The 14,234-nt window shown below is 43.0% G+C and carries 12 protein-coding genes and 1 tRNA gene; 8 read left to right on the top strand and 5 right to left on the bottom strand.

The window, feature by feature from the left end; all coding sequences use genetic code 11:
- Nucleotides 1-9: 9 nt before the first annotated feature.
- The 3 genes from U5J89_RS00930 to U5J89_RS00920 all read left to right on the top strand — a co-directional run bounded on the left by U5J89_RS00930 (nucleotide 10) and on the right by U5J89_RS00920 (nucleotide 4,397).
- Nucleotides 10-2,502, top strand: coding sequence for an acyl-CoA dehydrogenase (locus U5J89_RS00930; protein ID WP_322573726.1), 2,493 nt, complete (start codon nucleotides 10-12; stop codon nucleotides 2,500-2,502).
- Between the two features lie 178 nt (nucleotides 2,503-2,680).
- Nucleotides 2,681-3,169 carry an Lrp/AsnC family transcriptional regulator gene (locus U5J89_RS00925; RefSeq protein WP_322573725.1) on the top strand — a complete coding sequence of 163 codons (489 nt, stop codon included), beginning with the start codon at nucleotides 2,681-2,683 and terminating at the stop codon, nucleotides 3,167-3,169.
- On the top strand, nucleotides 3,162-4,397 hold the full coding sequence (locus tag U5J89_RS00920; protein ID WP_322573724.1) for an aminotransferase class I/II-fold pyridoxal phosphate-dependent enzyme: 1,236 nt from the start codon (nucleotides 3,162-3,164) through the stop codon (nucleotides 4,395-4,397). The genes U5J89_RS00925 and U5J89_RS00920 overlap by 8 nt, the downstream gene beginning before the upstream one ends.
- A 57-nt stretch (nucleotides 4,398-4,454) precedes the next feature.
- On the opposite strand, the gene U5J89_RS00915 is transcribed toward U5J89_RS00920, so the two are convergent.
- Genes U5J89_RS00915 through U5J89_RS00905 form a run of 3 tightly spaced genes read right to left on the bottom strand, consistent with a single transcriptional unit; the run spans nucleotide 4,455 to nucleotide 6,307 of the window.
- On the bottom strand, nucleotides 4,455-5,231 hold the full coding sequence (locus U5J89_RS00915) for a TPM domain-containing protein (RefSeq protein WP_322573723.1): 777 nt from the start codon (nucleotides 5,229-5,231) through the stop codon (nucleotides 4,455-4,457).
- A 24-nt stretch (nucleotides 5,232-5,255) separates the two neighbouring features.
- Nucleotides 5,256-5,705, bottom strand: a complete 450-nt coding sequence (locus U5J89_RS00910; RefSeq protein WP_322573722.1) for a TPM domain-containing protein — start codon at nucleotides 5,703-5,705, stop codon at nucleotides 5,256-5,258.
- Between the two features lie 14 nt (nucleotides 5,706-5,719).
- Complete coding sequence (locus U5J89_RS00905; protein WP_322573721.1) at nucleotides 5,720-6,307, bottom strand: LemA family protein; 588 nt, start codon at nucleotides 6,305-6,307, stop codon at nucleotides 5,720-5,722.
- 195 nt (nucleotides 6,308-6,502) lie between these two features.
- On the opposite strand from U5J89_RS00905, the gene U5J89_RS00900 reads away from it, so the two are divergent.
- From U5J89_RS00900 to U5J89_RS00890, 3 genes are all read left to right on the top strand, one after another.
- Nucleotides 6,503-7,195 carry an HAD-IA family hydrolase gene (locus tag U5J89_RS00900; RefSeq protein WP_322573720.1) on the top strand — a complete coding sequence of 231 codons (693 nt, stop codon included), beginning with the start codon at nucleotides 6,503-6,505 and terminating at the stop codon, nucleotides 7,193-7,195.
- A gap of 72 nt (nucleotides 7,196-7,267) precedes the next feature.
- The gene (purL, locus tag U5J89_RS00895; RefSeq protein WP_322573719.1) at nucleotides 7,268-9,529 is read left to right on the top strand and encodes a phosphoribosylformylglycinamidine synthase subunit PurL; all 2,262 of its coding nucleotides are present in this window, start codon (nucleotides 7,268-7,270) and stop codon (nucleotides 9,527-9,529) included.
- Between the two features lie 205 nt (nucleotides 9,530-9,734).
- Complete coding sequence (locus tag U5J89_RS00890; RefSeq protein ID WP_322573718.1) at nucleotides 9,735-10,454, top strand: SDR family oxidoreductase; 720 nt, start codon at nucleotides 9,735-9,737, stop codon at nucleotides 10,452-10,454.
- A gap of 65 nt (nucleotides 10,455-10,519) precedes the next feature.
- Here U5J89_RS00890 and lat read toward each other — a convergent pair whose 3' ends face one another.
- Complete coding sequence (gene lat, locus U5J89_RS00885; RefSeq protein ID WP_322573717.1) at nucleotides 10,520-11,878, bottom strand: L-lysine 6-transaminase; 1,359 nt, start codon at nucleotides 11,876-11,878, stop codon at nucleotides 10,520-10,522.
- Between the two features lie 114 nt (nucleotides 11,879-11,992).
- On the opposite strand from lat, the gene U5J89_RS00880 reads away from it, so the two are divergent.
- A tRNA-Met gene (locus U5J89_RS00880) sits at nucleotides 11,993-12,065 on the top strand.
- A 276-nt stretch (nucleotides 12,066-12,341) separates the two neighbouring features.
- Here U5J89_RS00880 and rocD read toward each other — a convergent pair.
- Entirely contained in the window at nucleotides 12,342-13,577 is a 1,236-nt protein-coding gene (rocD, locus tag U5J89_RS00875) for an ornithine--oxo-acid transaminase (protein WP_322573716.1), read from the bottom strand.
- Nucleotides 13,578-13,753: 176 nt separating this feature from the next.
- On the opposite strand from rocD, the gene U5J89_RS00870 reads away from it, so the two are divergent.
- Nucleotides 13,754-14,107: a polymer-forming cytoskeletal protein gene (locus U5J89_RS00870; RefSeq protein ID WP_322573715.1), complete on the top strand. Its 354-nt coding sequence runs from the start codon at nucleotides 13,754-13,756 to the stop codon at nucleotides 14,105-14,107.
- The last annotated feature ends 127 nt before the right edge of the window (nucleotides 14,108-14,234 follow it).

Genomic DNA, 14,234 nt, shown 5'->3' with positions numbered 1-14,234 from the left:
GTGACTATTATGGATTTGTTAAATGAGAGTTTTGGATTTTTATTTCAGTACCCATTGTGGGCTGTGATTGTAAGCATGGTTATTGTTGCTACACTCTTGGCCTTCTGGGGCACGCCACTCTGGATTTGGGCCATAGCCGGATTTGTAGCACTTTGGGGATTTTCTGCGCCTACCTGGCTCTTTGTAGTTTTTGCAGCATTGGTGGTCGTATTTAATATAAAACCTATTCGGCGAACGGTGCTTACCGGACCGTTGATGAAATTGCTGGATGCAATGAACTTTTTGCCCCAGATTTCTGAAACCGAACGTACGGCTATCGAAGCCGGCAACGTGTGGGTGGATGCGGAGCTGTTTTCAGGTAAGCCAGACTTGAAGCGACTGGCCAACGAATCGTATCCCGATTTGAGTGACGAAGAACAGGCATTCTTGGACGGTCCTGTTGAAGAACTTTGTTCTATGGTCAGTGACTGGGATGTGTTTGTACGTAAAGGTTTTACGGATGAAGTTTGGGAGTTTATGCGCGAGCATAAGTTTTTTGGATTGATCATCCCTGAAAAATATGGTGGACTCGAATTTTCGGCCTCAGCACACAGTGCCATTGTCACGAAGTTAGCTTCGCGATGTGGGCCGTTGGCTACAACCGTGATGGTGCCTAATTCATTAGGTCCCGCTGAGCTTTTAATGCATTATGGGACCGACGAGCAGAAAGATAAATATTTGCCCAATTTGGCTACCGGTGAAGAGATGCCTTGCTTTGCTCTTACAGAACCGACCGCGGGATCTGATGCCGGAGCAATGACGGCTGAAGGTGAAGTCTTTAAAGGGGATGATGGTGAGCTCTATATTCGTCTCAATTTCACCAAACGATATATTACCCTCGCGGCTATCTCAACCCTGATTGGACTCGCTTTCAAACTACGAGATCCGGAAAATCATCTTGGAAAGGGCGAATATCCTGGTATTACCTGTGCGCTTATCCCAAGTGAAACTGATGGCATTATTTTAGGACGTCGCCATGATCCATTAGGCGTGCCATTTTATAACTGTCCCATTGACGGAGATGATGCCGTGGTGTCTGTTAACCAAATTATTGGCGGTCCAGAGCAGGCGGGTAATGGCTGGCGCATGCTGATGGAATCGCTTGGCGTGGGACGCGGAATTTCACTGCCGGCCCAAAGTACGGGCGGTGCTAAAGTTGCTACCCGCGCACTTGGAGCTTACACTGCCGTACGAAAACAGTTCGGTATCAATATAGGTAAGTTTGAAGGCATCGAAGAACCGATGGCCCGAATTGGTGGATTCAATTATTTAATGGAGGCCGCCCGCCGTTATACCTGTGCCGGCCTTGATATAGGTGAAAAACCTTCGGTTGTAACTGCTATTGCCAAGTACAACTTCACAGAACTGGGGCGTCAGATTATTAACGATGCTATGGATATACAGGGAGGAGCCGGAATATCGCGCGGGCCTAGGAATATTTTTGCCCATGGATATATTTCATTGCCTATTGCTATTACAGTTGAAGGTGCGAATATCTTAACGCGTAGCCTGATGATATTTGGTCAGGGAGCTATTCGATGTCATCCGTATGCTTTCGACGAAATTGATGCGTTGACCCGCGGTGATGTAAAGGCTTTTGATGATGTGTTCTGGAAACATATTGGGCACGTGGGACGAAATAAGGCACGTGCCTTGTTGATGAGTATTACAAGAGGAGCGATTGCTTCTTCACCGGTGGGTGGACCTGCTAAAAAATATTATAAGAAGCTTTCATGGGCTTCGGCGTCATTTGCCTTCTTGGCGGATATCGCGCTCGGGTCCTATGGCGGTGGACTCAAAATAAAAGAGAAAATTAGTGGTCGCTTCGCGGATATTTTAAGCTGGATGTATCTTGCTACCGCAACGCTGCGCAGATATGATGCCGAAGGTCAGCGCGAAGAAGATCGTATCTTTTTCGAATGGTCAATGGATTATGCGTTTGCTCAGATCCAAGAAGCTTTTGATGCCATCTATCGCGAAATTAAAGTGCCCGGACTCAGCTGGTTGTTCCGTGGTCCCATTGCTTTGTGGTCGCGTATGAATCGTATTGGTAGCAGCCCATCTAATAAACTGGGACACAAAGTTGCCCAGGCGATGCAAAAACGCGGTGAGCAGCGAGATCGTCTGACTGACGGCATGTATATTTCCGATGACAAAGAAGAAGCATTGGGACGATACGAAAATGCTTTCAAGCTTTCCGAGGAAGCAGCGCCGGTTTATGACAAGATCAAAGCAGCAACCAAGAAAAAAGAGCTGCCTAAAACACAGACTCGCTTTGTTATCGATCAGGCGCTTGAAAAAGGCATTATTTCGGAGGATGAAGCTGAACTTATCCGCAAAGCCGAAGACGCCCGCGTGGATATGGTTCAGGTTGATGAGTTTACTCTCGAGGAATACGAAAACCTAACGCCCTCGACACCGAAACTTGAAGACAGTGCCGAAGCTGAAAATATTGCCGGATAAAATTTTCTCTCAATTCTATTGATTGTTAGGAGCCCTGTCAGTTCTATAACTGGCAGGGCTTTTTTATTTGTAGCAGGATATATTGACTTAATCGTAATATATTAGTTAATTAAACCATATATTATTTATTAAGTAGTTAAAAACACTATATAATACATTTTTAACAGTATAATATTATATGCCTAATTTTCAGTTAGATCATATTGACCGAAAAATATTGTCTATTCTTCAGCAAGACGGGCGTATTGCAAATAATAAACTGGCTGAAAAAGTGGGGCTCACTACCACGCCAACACTGGAGCGAGTTAAGCGGTTAGAGCGTGAAGGTATCATAAAGGGATATGGAGCTCGCGTTGACGAAGAAGCGATTGGAAAGGGATTGGTCGTATTTTGCTCACTGAGATTGGCGGTGCACCAGATGCATACACTAGATGAAGTATGTGACCGGATTAACGAAATGTCTGAAATACAGTCCTGTTATCATATAACAGGTGATTCTGATTTTCTGTTAAAAATTGTAGTTAGAGATATGTCGGCTTACGAAAAATTCATGCACGATAAATTAACGCGTCTTCCGGGTATTGAACGCATTTATAGCAATATCGTCCTGTCCACTAAAAAAGAAAATTATCATATACCAATAGACGAGGACCAAGACCATGGATAAATCAAAATTCAGTATAGAAAGTGAAACAGTACATGGCGACCATCCTGAAAATGATCCGTTTGGTTCGCATGTAATGCCCATTTATCAAACTTCTACATTTCGATTCAATTCCGTAGAAGATGGACGTAAATTTTTTGCCCATGAAGAGGGAGGAGCAACACATTCCTATTCGCGGCTTGGAAATCCGACCGTTGATCGACTCGAAGATATATTTGCTCGTTTGGAGGGGACAGGTCTCCCGGATTTTGAAGAAGTGTCTGCATTGGCGTTTAGTAGTGGAATGGCGGCGATAAGCACTGCTTTGATTGCTATAGCCCAAGGCGGATCTATTGTTGCACAACCGGCACTATATGGGTGTACAGGTCAGTTTTTAAAAGAGGAAACTACTGAACTGGGTATGAAAACCCACTTTGTGGATTTGAATGATTTAGAAGCACTGGAGCATACCCTCAGTGAGAATGGTGATGCTAAAGTGATTTATGCCGAGACGATAGCGAATCCAACAATGGAGGTTGCAAATATTTCTGCTATTGCTGATCTGGCTGAAGCTTACGATCTGATCTTTATCGTTGATAATACTTTTGCTACTCCATACCATCTGCGCCCCCTCGAGCATGGAGCAGATATGGTGTTGCATTCAGCTACAAAATATTTAAATGGACATGGAACGCTTATTGGAGGCGCGCTGATTGCTCGTCAATCGATGTTGGATACGTACAACATATCCACCTATCGCAAAAATCTTGGCGGAGTTATGAGTCCGTTTGAAGCTTGGTTATTATTAAATGGATTAAAGACGTTTCATTTGCGGATGGAGCGTCACGCTGAGAATGCCATGAAAGTGGCTGAGTATTTAGAGGAGCACGAAGCCGTTAGCAAAATGTTTTACCCTGGTTTGAACTCTCATGCTGATCATGATTTGGCTTCCAATATTTTTGAGAAGGGTTATGGAGGGATACTGAGCTTTGAACTTGAAGGTGGTTTTGAAGCGGGTGTTCAACTTATGGACAATGTGAAGCTTTGTACGCTGGCAGTGAGTTTGGGCACGGCGGATACATTAATACAGCATCCGGCTTCGATGACGCATTCGGTGATGGATGAAGAGCTGCGTTTACAAGCGGGTATCACAGATGGATTGGTCCGCTTAGCTGTTGGCATAGAAGACGTTGATGATATTATTTCCGATTTAAAACAGGCATTACCTGAGTCTCAAGCGGTAACGATTTAAGATTTTAGATATCCGTTATGTAGAAGTATAGGGCTCTTGTATTAAATGGTTGGATTTTTACCAGCCGCCACTGGCACCACCACCGCCGGAGCCGAATCCGCCCCCGCCGCTGAAACCGCCGAAACCACCGCCACCGGAGCTTCCGCCTCCGAAGCCTCCGCCCCCTAAGAAGATAAATCCACCGGGCCCAAGTGTTCGACGTTTGCGATCTTTGCCACGACCTTTTCCTCCACCACGAGAGGAAGCATAAAAGACGAAAAAGAGAAATAGCATAAAGATGATAAAATCGGCAGTACTATTATCTTTTGATGATCCCTCATCAGCTAACTGTCCCTCAAATTCCCCGCTCGCAAGTTGAATAATTGCCGACGTTGCACGATCTAAACCTTCGTAGTAATTAGAATTTTTAAAGTTAGGGGTTAAAATTTCACGTATAATCCGTCCCGCCATCACGTCGGGAATAGCTCCTTCTAAGCCATATCCAACTTCAATGCGCATTTTTCGCTCTTGTTGAGCAATTAATATAAGTACACCATTATCCTTATTGTCTTCCCACATTTTCCAATCATTAAAAAGGGTGGTTGCGGCTTCTTCAATAGAAATTCCTCCTAAGTTATCAAGAATAGCAACTGATATTACTGTGGTTGTAGTATCACGATAATTACGCAGTTTTTGCTCGAGCTGCTGGCGTTCACCGGAAGTTAACATCTTTGCAAAGTCGTTAACGTGTCCCACCGGTTCGGAGGGTAGATCCTGAGCCGTCAACAGGCTGGGCAGCAGGAAAATTGCGATCAGAAAAGTTGTAAAAAATGATGTGGATTTGGTAGAAAACATAGAGACAGTGCTAAAAATTAAAACCTAACTTTTGTTGTCGTGAAAGCTGATCTCATTCGAAAGTTCATCGAGGTTACCTTTTTGGTGATAGGGAAATAGTTCCTCCAGTTTATCTCCTACTTTATGGACGGCTTTCTCTATACCCTGTTCATACTCCTCTTTTTTAAAGTGAGTGATAAGGATTTGTAGCACATCATCCCAGAATCCCTCTTCGACTTCACGGTGAATGCCTTTACCTGCATAGACGGATGCCTTGTGATCTTCAGTAGCAATATATATTAAAACGCCGTTTTCCAGCTTGGTTTCATCCATCCCCAGATCATGAAAAATTTGGGCTGCACGATCTAACGCATCTCCTTCGCAGTGATGCTCAATATGAATACGAACTTCACCGGATGTTTTTTGTTCTGCCGCATTAATGGCATCAACGATCTGTTGCTCTTCTTCTTCGGTTAAAAACTGTCGTGCTGGCATAATAGGTTATATTCTTAGTCAAAATTAACTTCCGGAACTTCCTGGGCGCCTTCATCAGCTTCGAAGTAGGCTTTCTGATCAAATCCAAATATACCCGCAAAGAGATTATTGGGAAACCGCTGAACGGTAGTATTGTATTTTTGCACGGCCTCGTTAAAACGCTGACGTTCTGTAGCAATTCGATTTTCAGTTCCTTCCAATTGGACTTGTAGGTCCCTGAAATTCTGGTTGGCTTTCAGCTCAGGATATTTTTCCACTGTTACAAGCATCCGCGATAAGGCACCGGAAAGTTGCTGTTGGGCCTGTTGAAACTGCTGAATCTTTTGTGGATCGTTAAGGTCCTCAGCTGATATCTGAATCGAACTGGCTTTGCTGCGTGCTTCGGTTACTTCGGTTAGTGTTTCCTGTTCGAAATCTGCGGCTCCTTTCACGGTGTTAACTAAGTTGGGAACCAAGTCAGCCCGTCGCTGATATTGATTTTCAACCTGAGCCCACGATTGTTCTACAGTCTGTTCTTGCTCAACAAGCGTGTTGTATTTTCCAATCCCTATAAAAACCAACAAGGCAATAACGCCCAATCCGATAATAGTCTTAATATTCATGACCAACGTTTTTTATTATTAATAATTTAGAGCATAAATATACGAAAGTGATAATAAATTGATGCAGCTAATATGATTAAAAATAATTCAATATTTCCACACAGCAATAAATATTTGAACCCTATTCGTTTTTAAATATTAGCATTCAAATCCCTATCTTTGAACAAATCATTTTTAACCTACATAGTTATACTCTTGTCCTACAAATTTATCTATTTTGATCTGGATGATACCCTGCTCGATCACCAATCTGCCGAAGCAGCAGGACTCAAAGATGTTCACACTCATTTTGATCTTTTTGATGATGTTTCCTCTCAAGAATTGATTGATGTTTATCATGAAGTAAACAGAAAGCAGTGGAGCTTATATAGTCAGGCAAAAGTCAGCCGAAAAGAGTTACAGCGCAATCGATTTGAGCTGACGCTAAAAGAATTCGGTCTGAATGAGAGTCGGTACGAAGAAGTTGGCACGTTTTATATGCAGGCATACCGCAATCACTGGAAATGGATGGATGGTGCGAAAGAAGCTTATTACAATATTATTGAGAAGTATCCTGCGGGTATTTTAACAAATGGATTTGCGGAAACGCAGCGTAAAAAGTTTGAGGCATTTGATTTATATAATTCAGCCCATACTACTGTCATATCTGAAGAAGTGGGGGTCTTAAAGCCGCATCCCGATGTGTTTGCACATGCTACTGAAAAATCGGGGGTTGATAGAGATGAGATTCTATATGTGGGCGATTCATTGAATTCTGATGTTAAAGGCGGAACGGATTTCGGATGGAATGTAGCTTGGTTTACGCAGAATGGAGAAGCCGAAAAACATCAGATAGCTGATTTTGTATTTGATGATTTTATGGATTTAAAGAATTTGTTGAAGGTTTAAAGTTTAAGGTTGAGGGTTGGATCTCTGTCTAACCTTGAACCTTCAACTTTCCATCATATAACAATAAGCCTAATGTCTGATAACACGATGAAGGAGCCGGAAGTAACACTTGAATTAGCTAAAGATCACGGATTGACCGAAGAAGAGTTTGAGATGATTAAAGATTATCTCGGTCGTACGCCCAATTTTACGGAGCTTGGCGTGTATTCTGTGATGTGGAGCGAGCACTGCTCGTACAAAAATTCTATTCTCGAAATTAAAAAGCTGCCCAACGAAGGTCCGCAGATGCTGGTGGCAGCCGGAGAAGAAAATGCCGGCCTGGTCGATATTGGTGATGGACTAGGTTGCGTATTCAAGGTAGAAAGTCACAACCACCCATCAGCTATTGAGCCTTATGAGGGAGCAGCTACGGGCGTTGGTGGCATTCATCGCGATATTTTTACGATGGGGGCACGTCCGGTTGCCAGCCTTAATTCATTACGATTTGGCGATATGGATACACCCCGTGTTCGTTTTCTGTTGGATGGAGTAGTTCGCGGTATTGCGGATTATGGCAATTCCTTTGGTGTGCCAATGGTGGGCGGTGAAATTTATTTCGACGAAAAGTACGAGGGCAATCCCTTGGTGAATGCCATGAGTGTTGGCATTGTAAAGAAAGGCGAAACCGTTTCTGCAGTTGCGAAGGGAGTAGGCAACCCGGTGATTATTGTTGGGTCGGATACTGGTCGTGACGGTATTCATGGAGCAACATTTGCTTCGGAAGAGATCAGCGAGGAGAGTGAGGAAAACCGCCCCAGTGTTCAGGTAGGTGATCCCTTTGCTGAAAAACTGCTTCTTGAGGCAAGTCTGGAAGTTATTAAAACTGGTGCTGTTGTCGGTATGCAGGATATGGGAGCAGCCGGAATCAGTAGTTCTTCTTCTGAGATGAGTGAAAAGGGCGGCTTTGGAATGAAAATCAACCTAGATAAGGTACCAGTGCGTGAAGAAGGGATGACGGCTTACGAAATGTTGCTTTCTGAAAGTCAGGAGCGTATGCTGGTGGTTGCTGAAAAAGGCCGTGAACAAGAAATTATTGATATTTATGAGAAGTGGGATCTGAATGCTGTTGTGATTGGTGAAGTAGTAGAGGGCCAAAACGTCACCTATTTCAAAGACGGCGAAGTGAAAGCAGATATTCCTGCTGATAGTTTAGCATTAGGCGGAGGTGCTCCGCAGTATGAACGTGAGGCAAAGAGACCCGAGTATTTAGAAGAAACACAGTCTTTTGATGTCAACTCGCTGAATCACCCCTCCGATCATAACGAAATAGTCAAGCAGTTGTTGAACGCACCTAATATCGCGTCGAAGCGATGGGTATATGAGCAATACGATACGATGGTCCGCACGAATACGGTTAACGGTCCGGGAGCTTCAGATTCTGGTGTGGTGCGTATTAAAGGAACGAATAAAGGATTGGCTGTTAAAACGGATTGTAATGGTCGATATGTGTATTTGAATCCGCGTCGCGGCGGACAAATTGCTGTGGCCGAAGCGGCTCGAAATGTGGTGTGCAGCGGTGCCAAGCCGATGGCGATTACCAATTGCCTGAACTTTGGAAATCCTTATAAACCGGAAGTGTACTGGACCTTCAAAGAAGCACTTGCTGGAATGGGTGATGCCTGTCGGGTGCTTAACACCCCCGTGACCGGTGGAAATGTTAGTTTCTATAACGAAAATCCGGAGATGGCTATTTTCCCTACACCAGTGATTGGTATGCTCGGTTTAATAGAGGATCTTGAAAATAATACCATGACGCCCGGTTTTAAGAATGAAACGGACGTTATTTATTACATAGGAGCGAAACGAAAAGGGCTTGGCGGCAGTGAATATTTGCATGCCGTACATGACTTGACGACCGGTAATGCGCCTGATATAGATCTCGATTTCGAAGGGCGTCTGCAGTCTACGTTGCTTGATGCAATCCAGAAAAATCTGGTAAATGCTGCTCACGATGTTTCCGATGGCGGATTGGCAATTACACTGGCCGAAATGGCAATGTTTTCCAAAAAGGGAGCCTGGGTTTCAGTTAATCAACTTGGAGACAACAAACATGAGGTGCTTTACAGTGAGGCGCAATCTGGTGTAGTGGTTACCTGCGAACCTACTCAAAAATCGGCCCTGGAAAATCAACTGTCAGATAATAACATACCTTTCGCGGAATTGGGAAATGTGAGTGGCGAAAAAGACGATTTTAAAATTGGCGATTTTGTTTCTTTATCAGTTAAAGAGATGTATGACATCTACGATAATGTTATTGAACGCGCTATGAAGCAAAAGGAAGATGTTGTAGCGTAGATTCTTTTTAGAATTTTTAAAACTCAGTTATTGGAGAGTTGGACTCTCCAATTATTAAATGAGTATAGGCTGTTGGTAATCTGTTTGCTGACAGCCAAATTTTTTTGAACGAAAGTTCAGCTAATTCTATTCAATTATCTTACGATCAAAGAATTAATAATCCCTGCAGATTGATGAATATCTGCGGCTAATAAATAAATCTGATATGAAAGATAAAATTGTACTTATAGTTGGCGGCTCGGGAGGAATAGGAAGTGCATGTGGCCGCGTTTTTGCGAAAGCTGGTGCAAAGGTTGTACTTGCTGCACGAAATCAGGAAAAAGCTGAAAAAGTGGCCCAAGAAATTAATGATTCCGGCGGTGATGCTTACGTTATTGGCGTTGATGTTACGGATCTGGCATCAGTTTCGAAGATGGCCCGGGAAGTAACCGAAGATCTGGGAGCTATCGATGTATTAGTTAATGCCTTTGGGACAGCAATAATACAGCCGCTGCTTGATATTAATCCCGAACAAGCTAAAGATATGTTGGATGTGAATGTATATGGTACTTTTTTAGTGACGCAAACTGTTGTGCGTTATATGGCCACCGAGAAAAAGGGTCGCGTAATTATGTTTCCGGGTAGTGTAGGTAAGTATCCCATGAAAAATTCATCGGTGTATTCTGCTTCAAAATTTGCCCTCACAGGATTTACTAAATCACTGGTTGAAGAACATAAACGAAGTGGTGTAAAATTTACTCTAATGCATCTCGGCGGCGTGGATACCCCGATGTGGGAGAGCGATACGGTAGATATGCGCGTGCAGACAGACAAAATGTTGTCGCCGGAAGAAGTGGCGAAATCCGTTTATTATGCCGCAAATCAGCCCGAGGGATCGGTACTCAATGAGATTACGATCCAGCCCGAATCACATCAGATGGTGTAGGAGCAAGAAAAGGATACCAGGCACAAGTTTCAGGATAAATTACATCCTGCATCCTGTAACCTGCATCAATTATCGGTGTTCTTCAGTGCCGGGCATTTGCCCATGGCAGATTTGATGGACTTTTCTATAATATCTATTCCCTCATCGATCTGCTGCTTATTAACCGTTAAGGGCGGACGGAATCTCATGGTTCGCTCTCCGCAAGAAAGGATCATCAAATTGTTTTTGAAGCACTCCTTGATAACCGAGTCGCGTGCATGAGTATTGGGGAAATCAACGGCGCAGAAAAGTCCTTTCCCGCGCGGGTTGGTTACATGTTCAAACTGATCCGATAGGTTATTAATTTTATCTTGTAAAAAGTTCCCTACAGTTGCCGCATTTTCAACAAGATTTTCGTCTTCAATTACCTGCAGTATACGTCCGAATCGAACCATATCAACCAAGTTGCCGCCCCAGGTTGAGTTTATCCGCGAGGAAACGTGAAAACAGTTTGTTTCGATATCATCAACACGCTTACTGGCAAGAATTCCGCATACTTGTGCCTTTTTGCCAAACGCCAGAATATCGGGTTTTACGTAGTGTTCGTGCGCCCAAAATTTACCTGTAAGTCCAACACCGGTTTGAACTTCATCATAAATGAGAAGCGCTTCGTGTTTATCCGCCAAATTCCTTAGTGCCTCATGAAATTCCTTACGAAAATGACGATCGCCGCCCTCTCCTTGTATAGGCTCAAGTATGATACAGGCAATTTCATCTTTATACATCTCAAAATAACGCTCAGCCTGAGCAATGGCCCGTTCTTCATCTGCTATAGTTTCTTGGATGCGTTCTTCTGTTGCGGGATACCTCATGGCCGGTGAAATAATTCGCGGCCAGTCAAATTTTGGGAAATACTTTACTTTTTTGGGATCAGTGTTAGTCAGTGACATCGTATACCCGGTGCGCCCGTGAAAAGCTTGTTCGAGGTGGAGTACTTTATGACCTTTTTCCTGGCGATAGCCCTTTTGGAAATTCTTTTGCACTTTCCAGTCGAAGGCCACTTTCAGGGCGTTCTCAACGGCCAGTGCTCCACCGGAAATAAAGAAGGAGTAGGGCAGGTAATCGGGGATGCCGACGCGATCAAAATTATCCACAAATTCGGCCATTTCTTCGGTATATACATCCGAGTTCGATGGTTTGTTAATTGCCACTTTTCCGATCTTTTGTTGGAACTCCTCATTGGCTAATTGAGGATGATTCATACCAAGTGGGTTGGAGGCGAAAAAGGTGAAGAAATCCAGGTAGCGCTCTCCGCTTTTTGCATCATATAGATAGGTGCCTTCACTCTTCTCAAGATCGAGCACAATATCATAGCCGTCGGTTAAAATATGTTTTTGTAAAATGTTGTGTACTTGTGCGGGAGCGACTGTGTTATTCGTGGACATAAGCCTCCTAATAGTATTTAATTAGTGTTTATGTGTCGGAGTCTAACCGGGAAAGAATTTTGAATTTACTATTGACAATTACCCATGTCAAGCCTTATTATTACCGACTCACATCGCGGGGTAGAGCAGCTGGTAGCTCGTCGGGCTCATAACCCGGAGGTCGGAGGTTCGAATCCTCCCCCCGCCACTACCGAAAGCGGCTTTCTGAGATTCAGAAAGCCGCTTTTTTATTTGGCATTTCTTATCGTACTTTAATTTAACAGGTTTAACAATCGGGATATTTGATTAACCTGTTTGGAATTAAATTTCAGCGCAAAATTCTTGTTTCCAATATAAGTTTTTATTCACTCAAGATCTTAGCAAGAAAGAATGTATTTTCAAGAACAAGGGCTTAGAACTAAAAGATGATGTCTTCGCTATTCAGCTAAGTGCCAGCTTTTAGTAGGGTTGAACAAGCTATGTGTTAAACCTTTACTTTTTCGAATTCTTTTATCGTATTCTTGATAATTGAAATGCAATCTCGTAGCTGTTCTTCGTTCATTACGAGCGGCGGAGCAAAGCGAATGATATTGCCATGAGTAGGTTTCGCCAGTAGTCCGTTTTCTTTCAGCTTTAGACAAATATTCCATGCCGTCTTGCTGTCTTCAGAATCGTTAACAACGATTGCGTTCAGCAGGCCTTTACCGCGAACCAGCCTTACCAGTTCCGATTCCTGAATAAGATTATTCATTTCTTCTCGAAATATTTCCCCAAGCCGATCAGCGTTTTCAGCTAAATTTTCATCTTCTACTACTTTAAGAGCCTCCATTGCAACAGCACATGCCAGTGGGTTTCCGCCATATGTTGAGCCGTGTTCACCGGGGCGTAAGCACTCCATGATGTCATCATCAGCCATTATGGCCGAAACGGGATAAGCCCCTCCGGATAAAGCTTTGCCCAAGATCACAATATCTGGACGAACATTTTCGTGATCTACGCATAACATCTTACCTGTTCGTGCAATGCCCGTCTGAATTTCATCAGCAATAAACAGTGTATTGTACTTGTTGCACAATTCGCCGGCCTTCTTAAGATAACCGTCATCTGGAACAACAACTCCGGCTTCGCCCTGAATAGGTTCTACCAGAAATCCGGCTACATCTTTCTCTTGTAAAGCTTTCTCAAGGGCATCCAAATCATTATAAGGAATAGAAACAAAGCCCGGAGTGTAGGGACCAAAATTCTTGCGGGCAACCGGATCGTTAGAAAATGAAATAATACTGGTTGTTCGTCCGTGAAAATTGCCTTTGGCAACAATGATCGTTGCTTTTTCAGGTGTCAGGTTTTTCTTTTCGTACGACCATTTTCGGCAGAGTTTAATAGCTGTTTCAACACCTTCGGCGCCCGTATTCATGGGTAAAAGTTTGTCATAACCAAAGAGATCATGCATGTACTTTTCGTAAGCCCCAAGCTGATCGCTGTGAAAAGCTCTGGAAACCAAATTCAGCTTTTCGGCCTGCTCTTTTAATGTGTTAATAATTCGTGGATGACAGTGCCCTTGGTTTACTGCCGAGTATGCAGACAGAAAATCGTAATATTTGTTTCCTTCCGGATCCCAAACAAAAACTCCTTCGCCTTCGGATAAAACAACCGGCAGGGGATGATAATTATGAGCGCCATATTGATCTTCGAGTTCAATAGCTTGGGAAGTTGAGATCATGAAAAGTCCATCTTTAAATTAATTTTCTGTTTGCTGATCCTAAAAATAGGGCGTATATGGATTAAGATAAATTAATTTTTGAAATTTGTAGGGTGAAATTTTGAGAGACTGCAAAGAAAAATCTTATTATAGAAACAGGAGTGATTTAACCGAGACAAAAACTTGGCTTTAGCAGGGTGGAAAATAATAAAATTGTTATCAGCAAAAATACCTTTTTTGAGGGGGAAATTTCTGCTGGAAATATTATAATTGAAGGCAAAGTGATTGGTAACTTTCAGGCTACCTCATCTGTTTTGATTAAAGAGGATGGATGGGTCGAAGGCGATATCTATGCTCCCAGTATATATCTAGCGAAAGGGTGTTATCATGAGGGGGATATCTATTTAGAAGATTTGGAAAATGCCTCATCGGCAAAGATAAATATGAATAAGTTTGAGCTTAAGTCGGATGATATCGATGAGGCAAAAGCCAAAGAAACTGAATCCTCTAAAGAACAATCATTTTCAAATCGCACAGAAAGCAAGTTTTAGTAGCCCTTGAAGGGTTTGCACTATACAGCATTTATAAGGTATATTAACGCATTAGAAAAGTAGGAACCCTTGAGTGTAATAGCTCAAGGGTTTTTTTATTAAATGAAAGTCCAATTCAATTACACAG

It is taken from the genome of Fodinibius sp. (genome assembly GCF_034521915.1).
Taxonomy (GTDB): Bacteria; Bacteroidota; Rhodothermia; order Balneolales; family Balneolaceae; genus Fodinibius.
This window is presented reverse-complemented; position numbering and strand designations above follow the sequence as displayed.

Coding starts and splice junctions, on each gene's coding strand:
- U5J89_RS00930 (WP_322573726.1), top strand. CDS start 10: ATGGATTTGTTAAATGAGAGTTTTGGATTTTTATTTCAGTACCCATTG.
- U5J89_RS00925 (WP_322573725.1), top strand. CDS start 2,681: ATGCCTAATTTTCAGTTAGATCATATTGACCGAAAAATATTGTCTATT.
- U5J89_RS00920 (WP_322573724.1), top strand. CDS start 3,162: ATGGATAAATCAAAATTCAGTATAGAAAGTGAAACAGTACATGGCGAC.
- U5J89_RS00915 (WP_322573723.1), bottom strand. CDS start 5,231: ATGTTTTCTACCAAATCCACATCATTTTTTACAACTTTTCTGATCGCA.
- U5J89_RS00910 (WP_322573722.1), bottom strand. CDS start 5,705: ATGCCAGCACGACAGTTTTTAACCGAAGAAGAAGAGCAACAGATCGTT.
- U5J89_RS00905 (WP_322573721.1), bottom strand. CDS start 6,307: ATGAATATTAAGACTATTATCGGATTGGGCGTTATTGCCTTGTTGGTT.
- purL (WP_322573719.1), top strand. CDS start 7,268: ATGTCTGATAACACGATGAAGGAGCCGGAAGTAACACTTGAATTAGCT.
- U5J89_RS00890 (WP_322573718.1), top strand. CDS start 9,735: ATGAAAGATAAAATTGTACTTATAGTTGGCGGCTCGGGAGGAATAGGA.
- lat (WP_322573717.1), bottom strand. CDS start 11,878: ATGTCCACGAATAACACAGTCGCTCCCGCACAAGTACACAACATTTTA.
- rocD (WP_322573716.1), bottom strand. CDS start 13,577: ATGATCTCAACTTCCCAAGCTATTGAACTCGAAGATCAATATGGCGCT.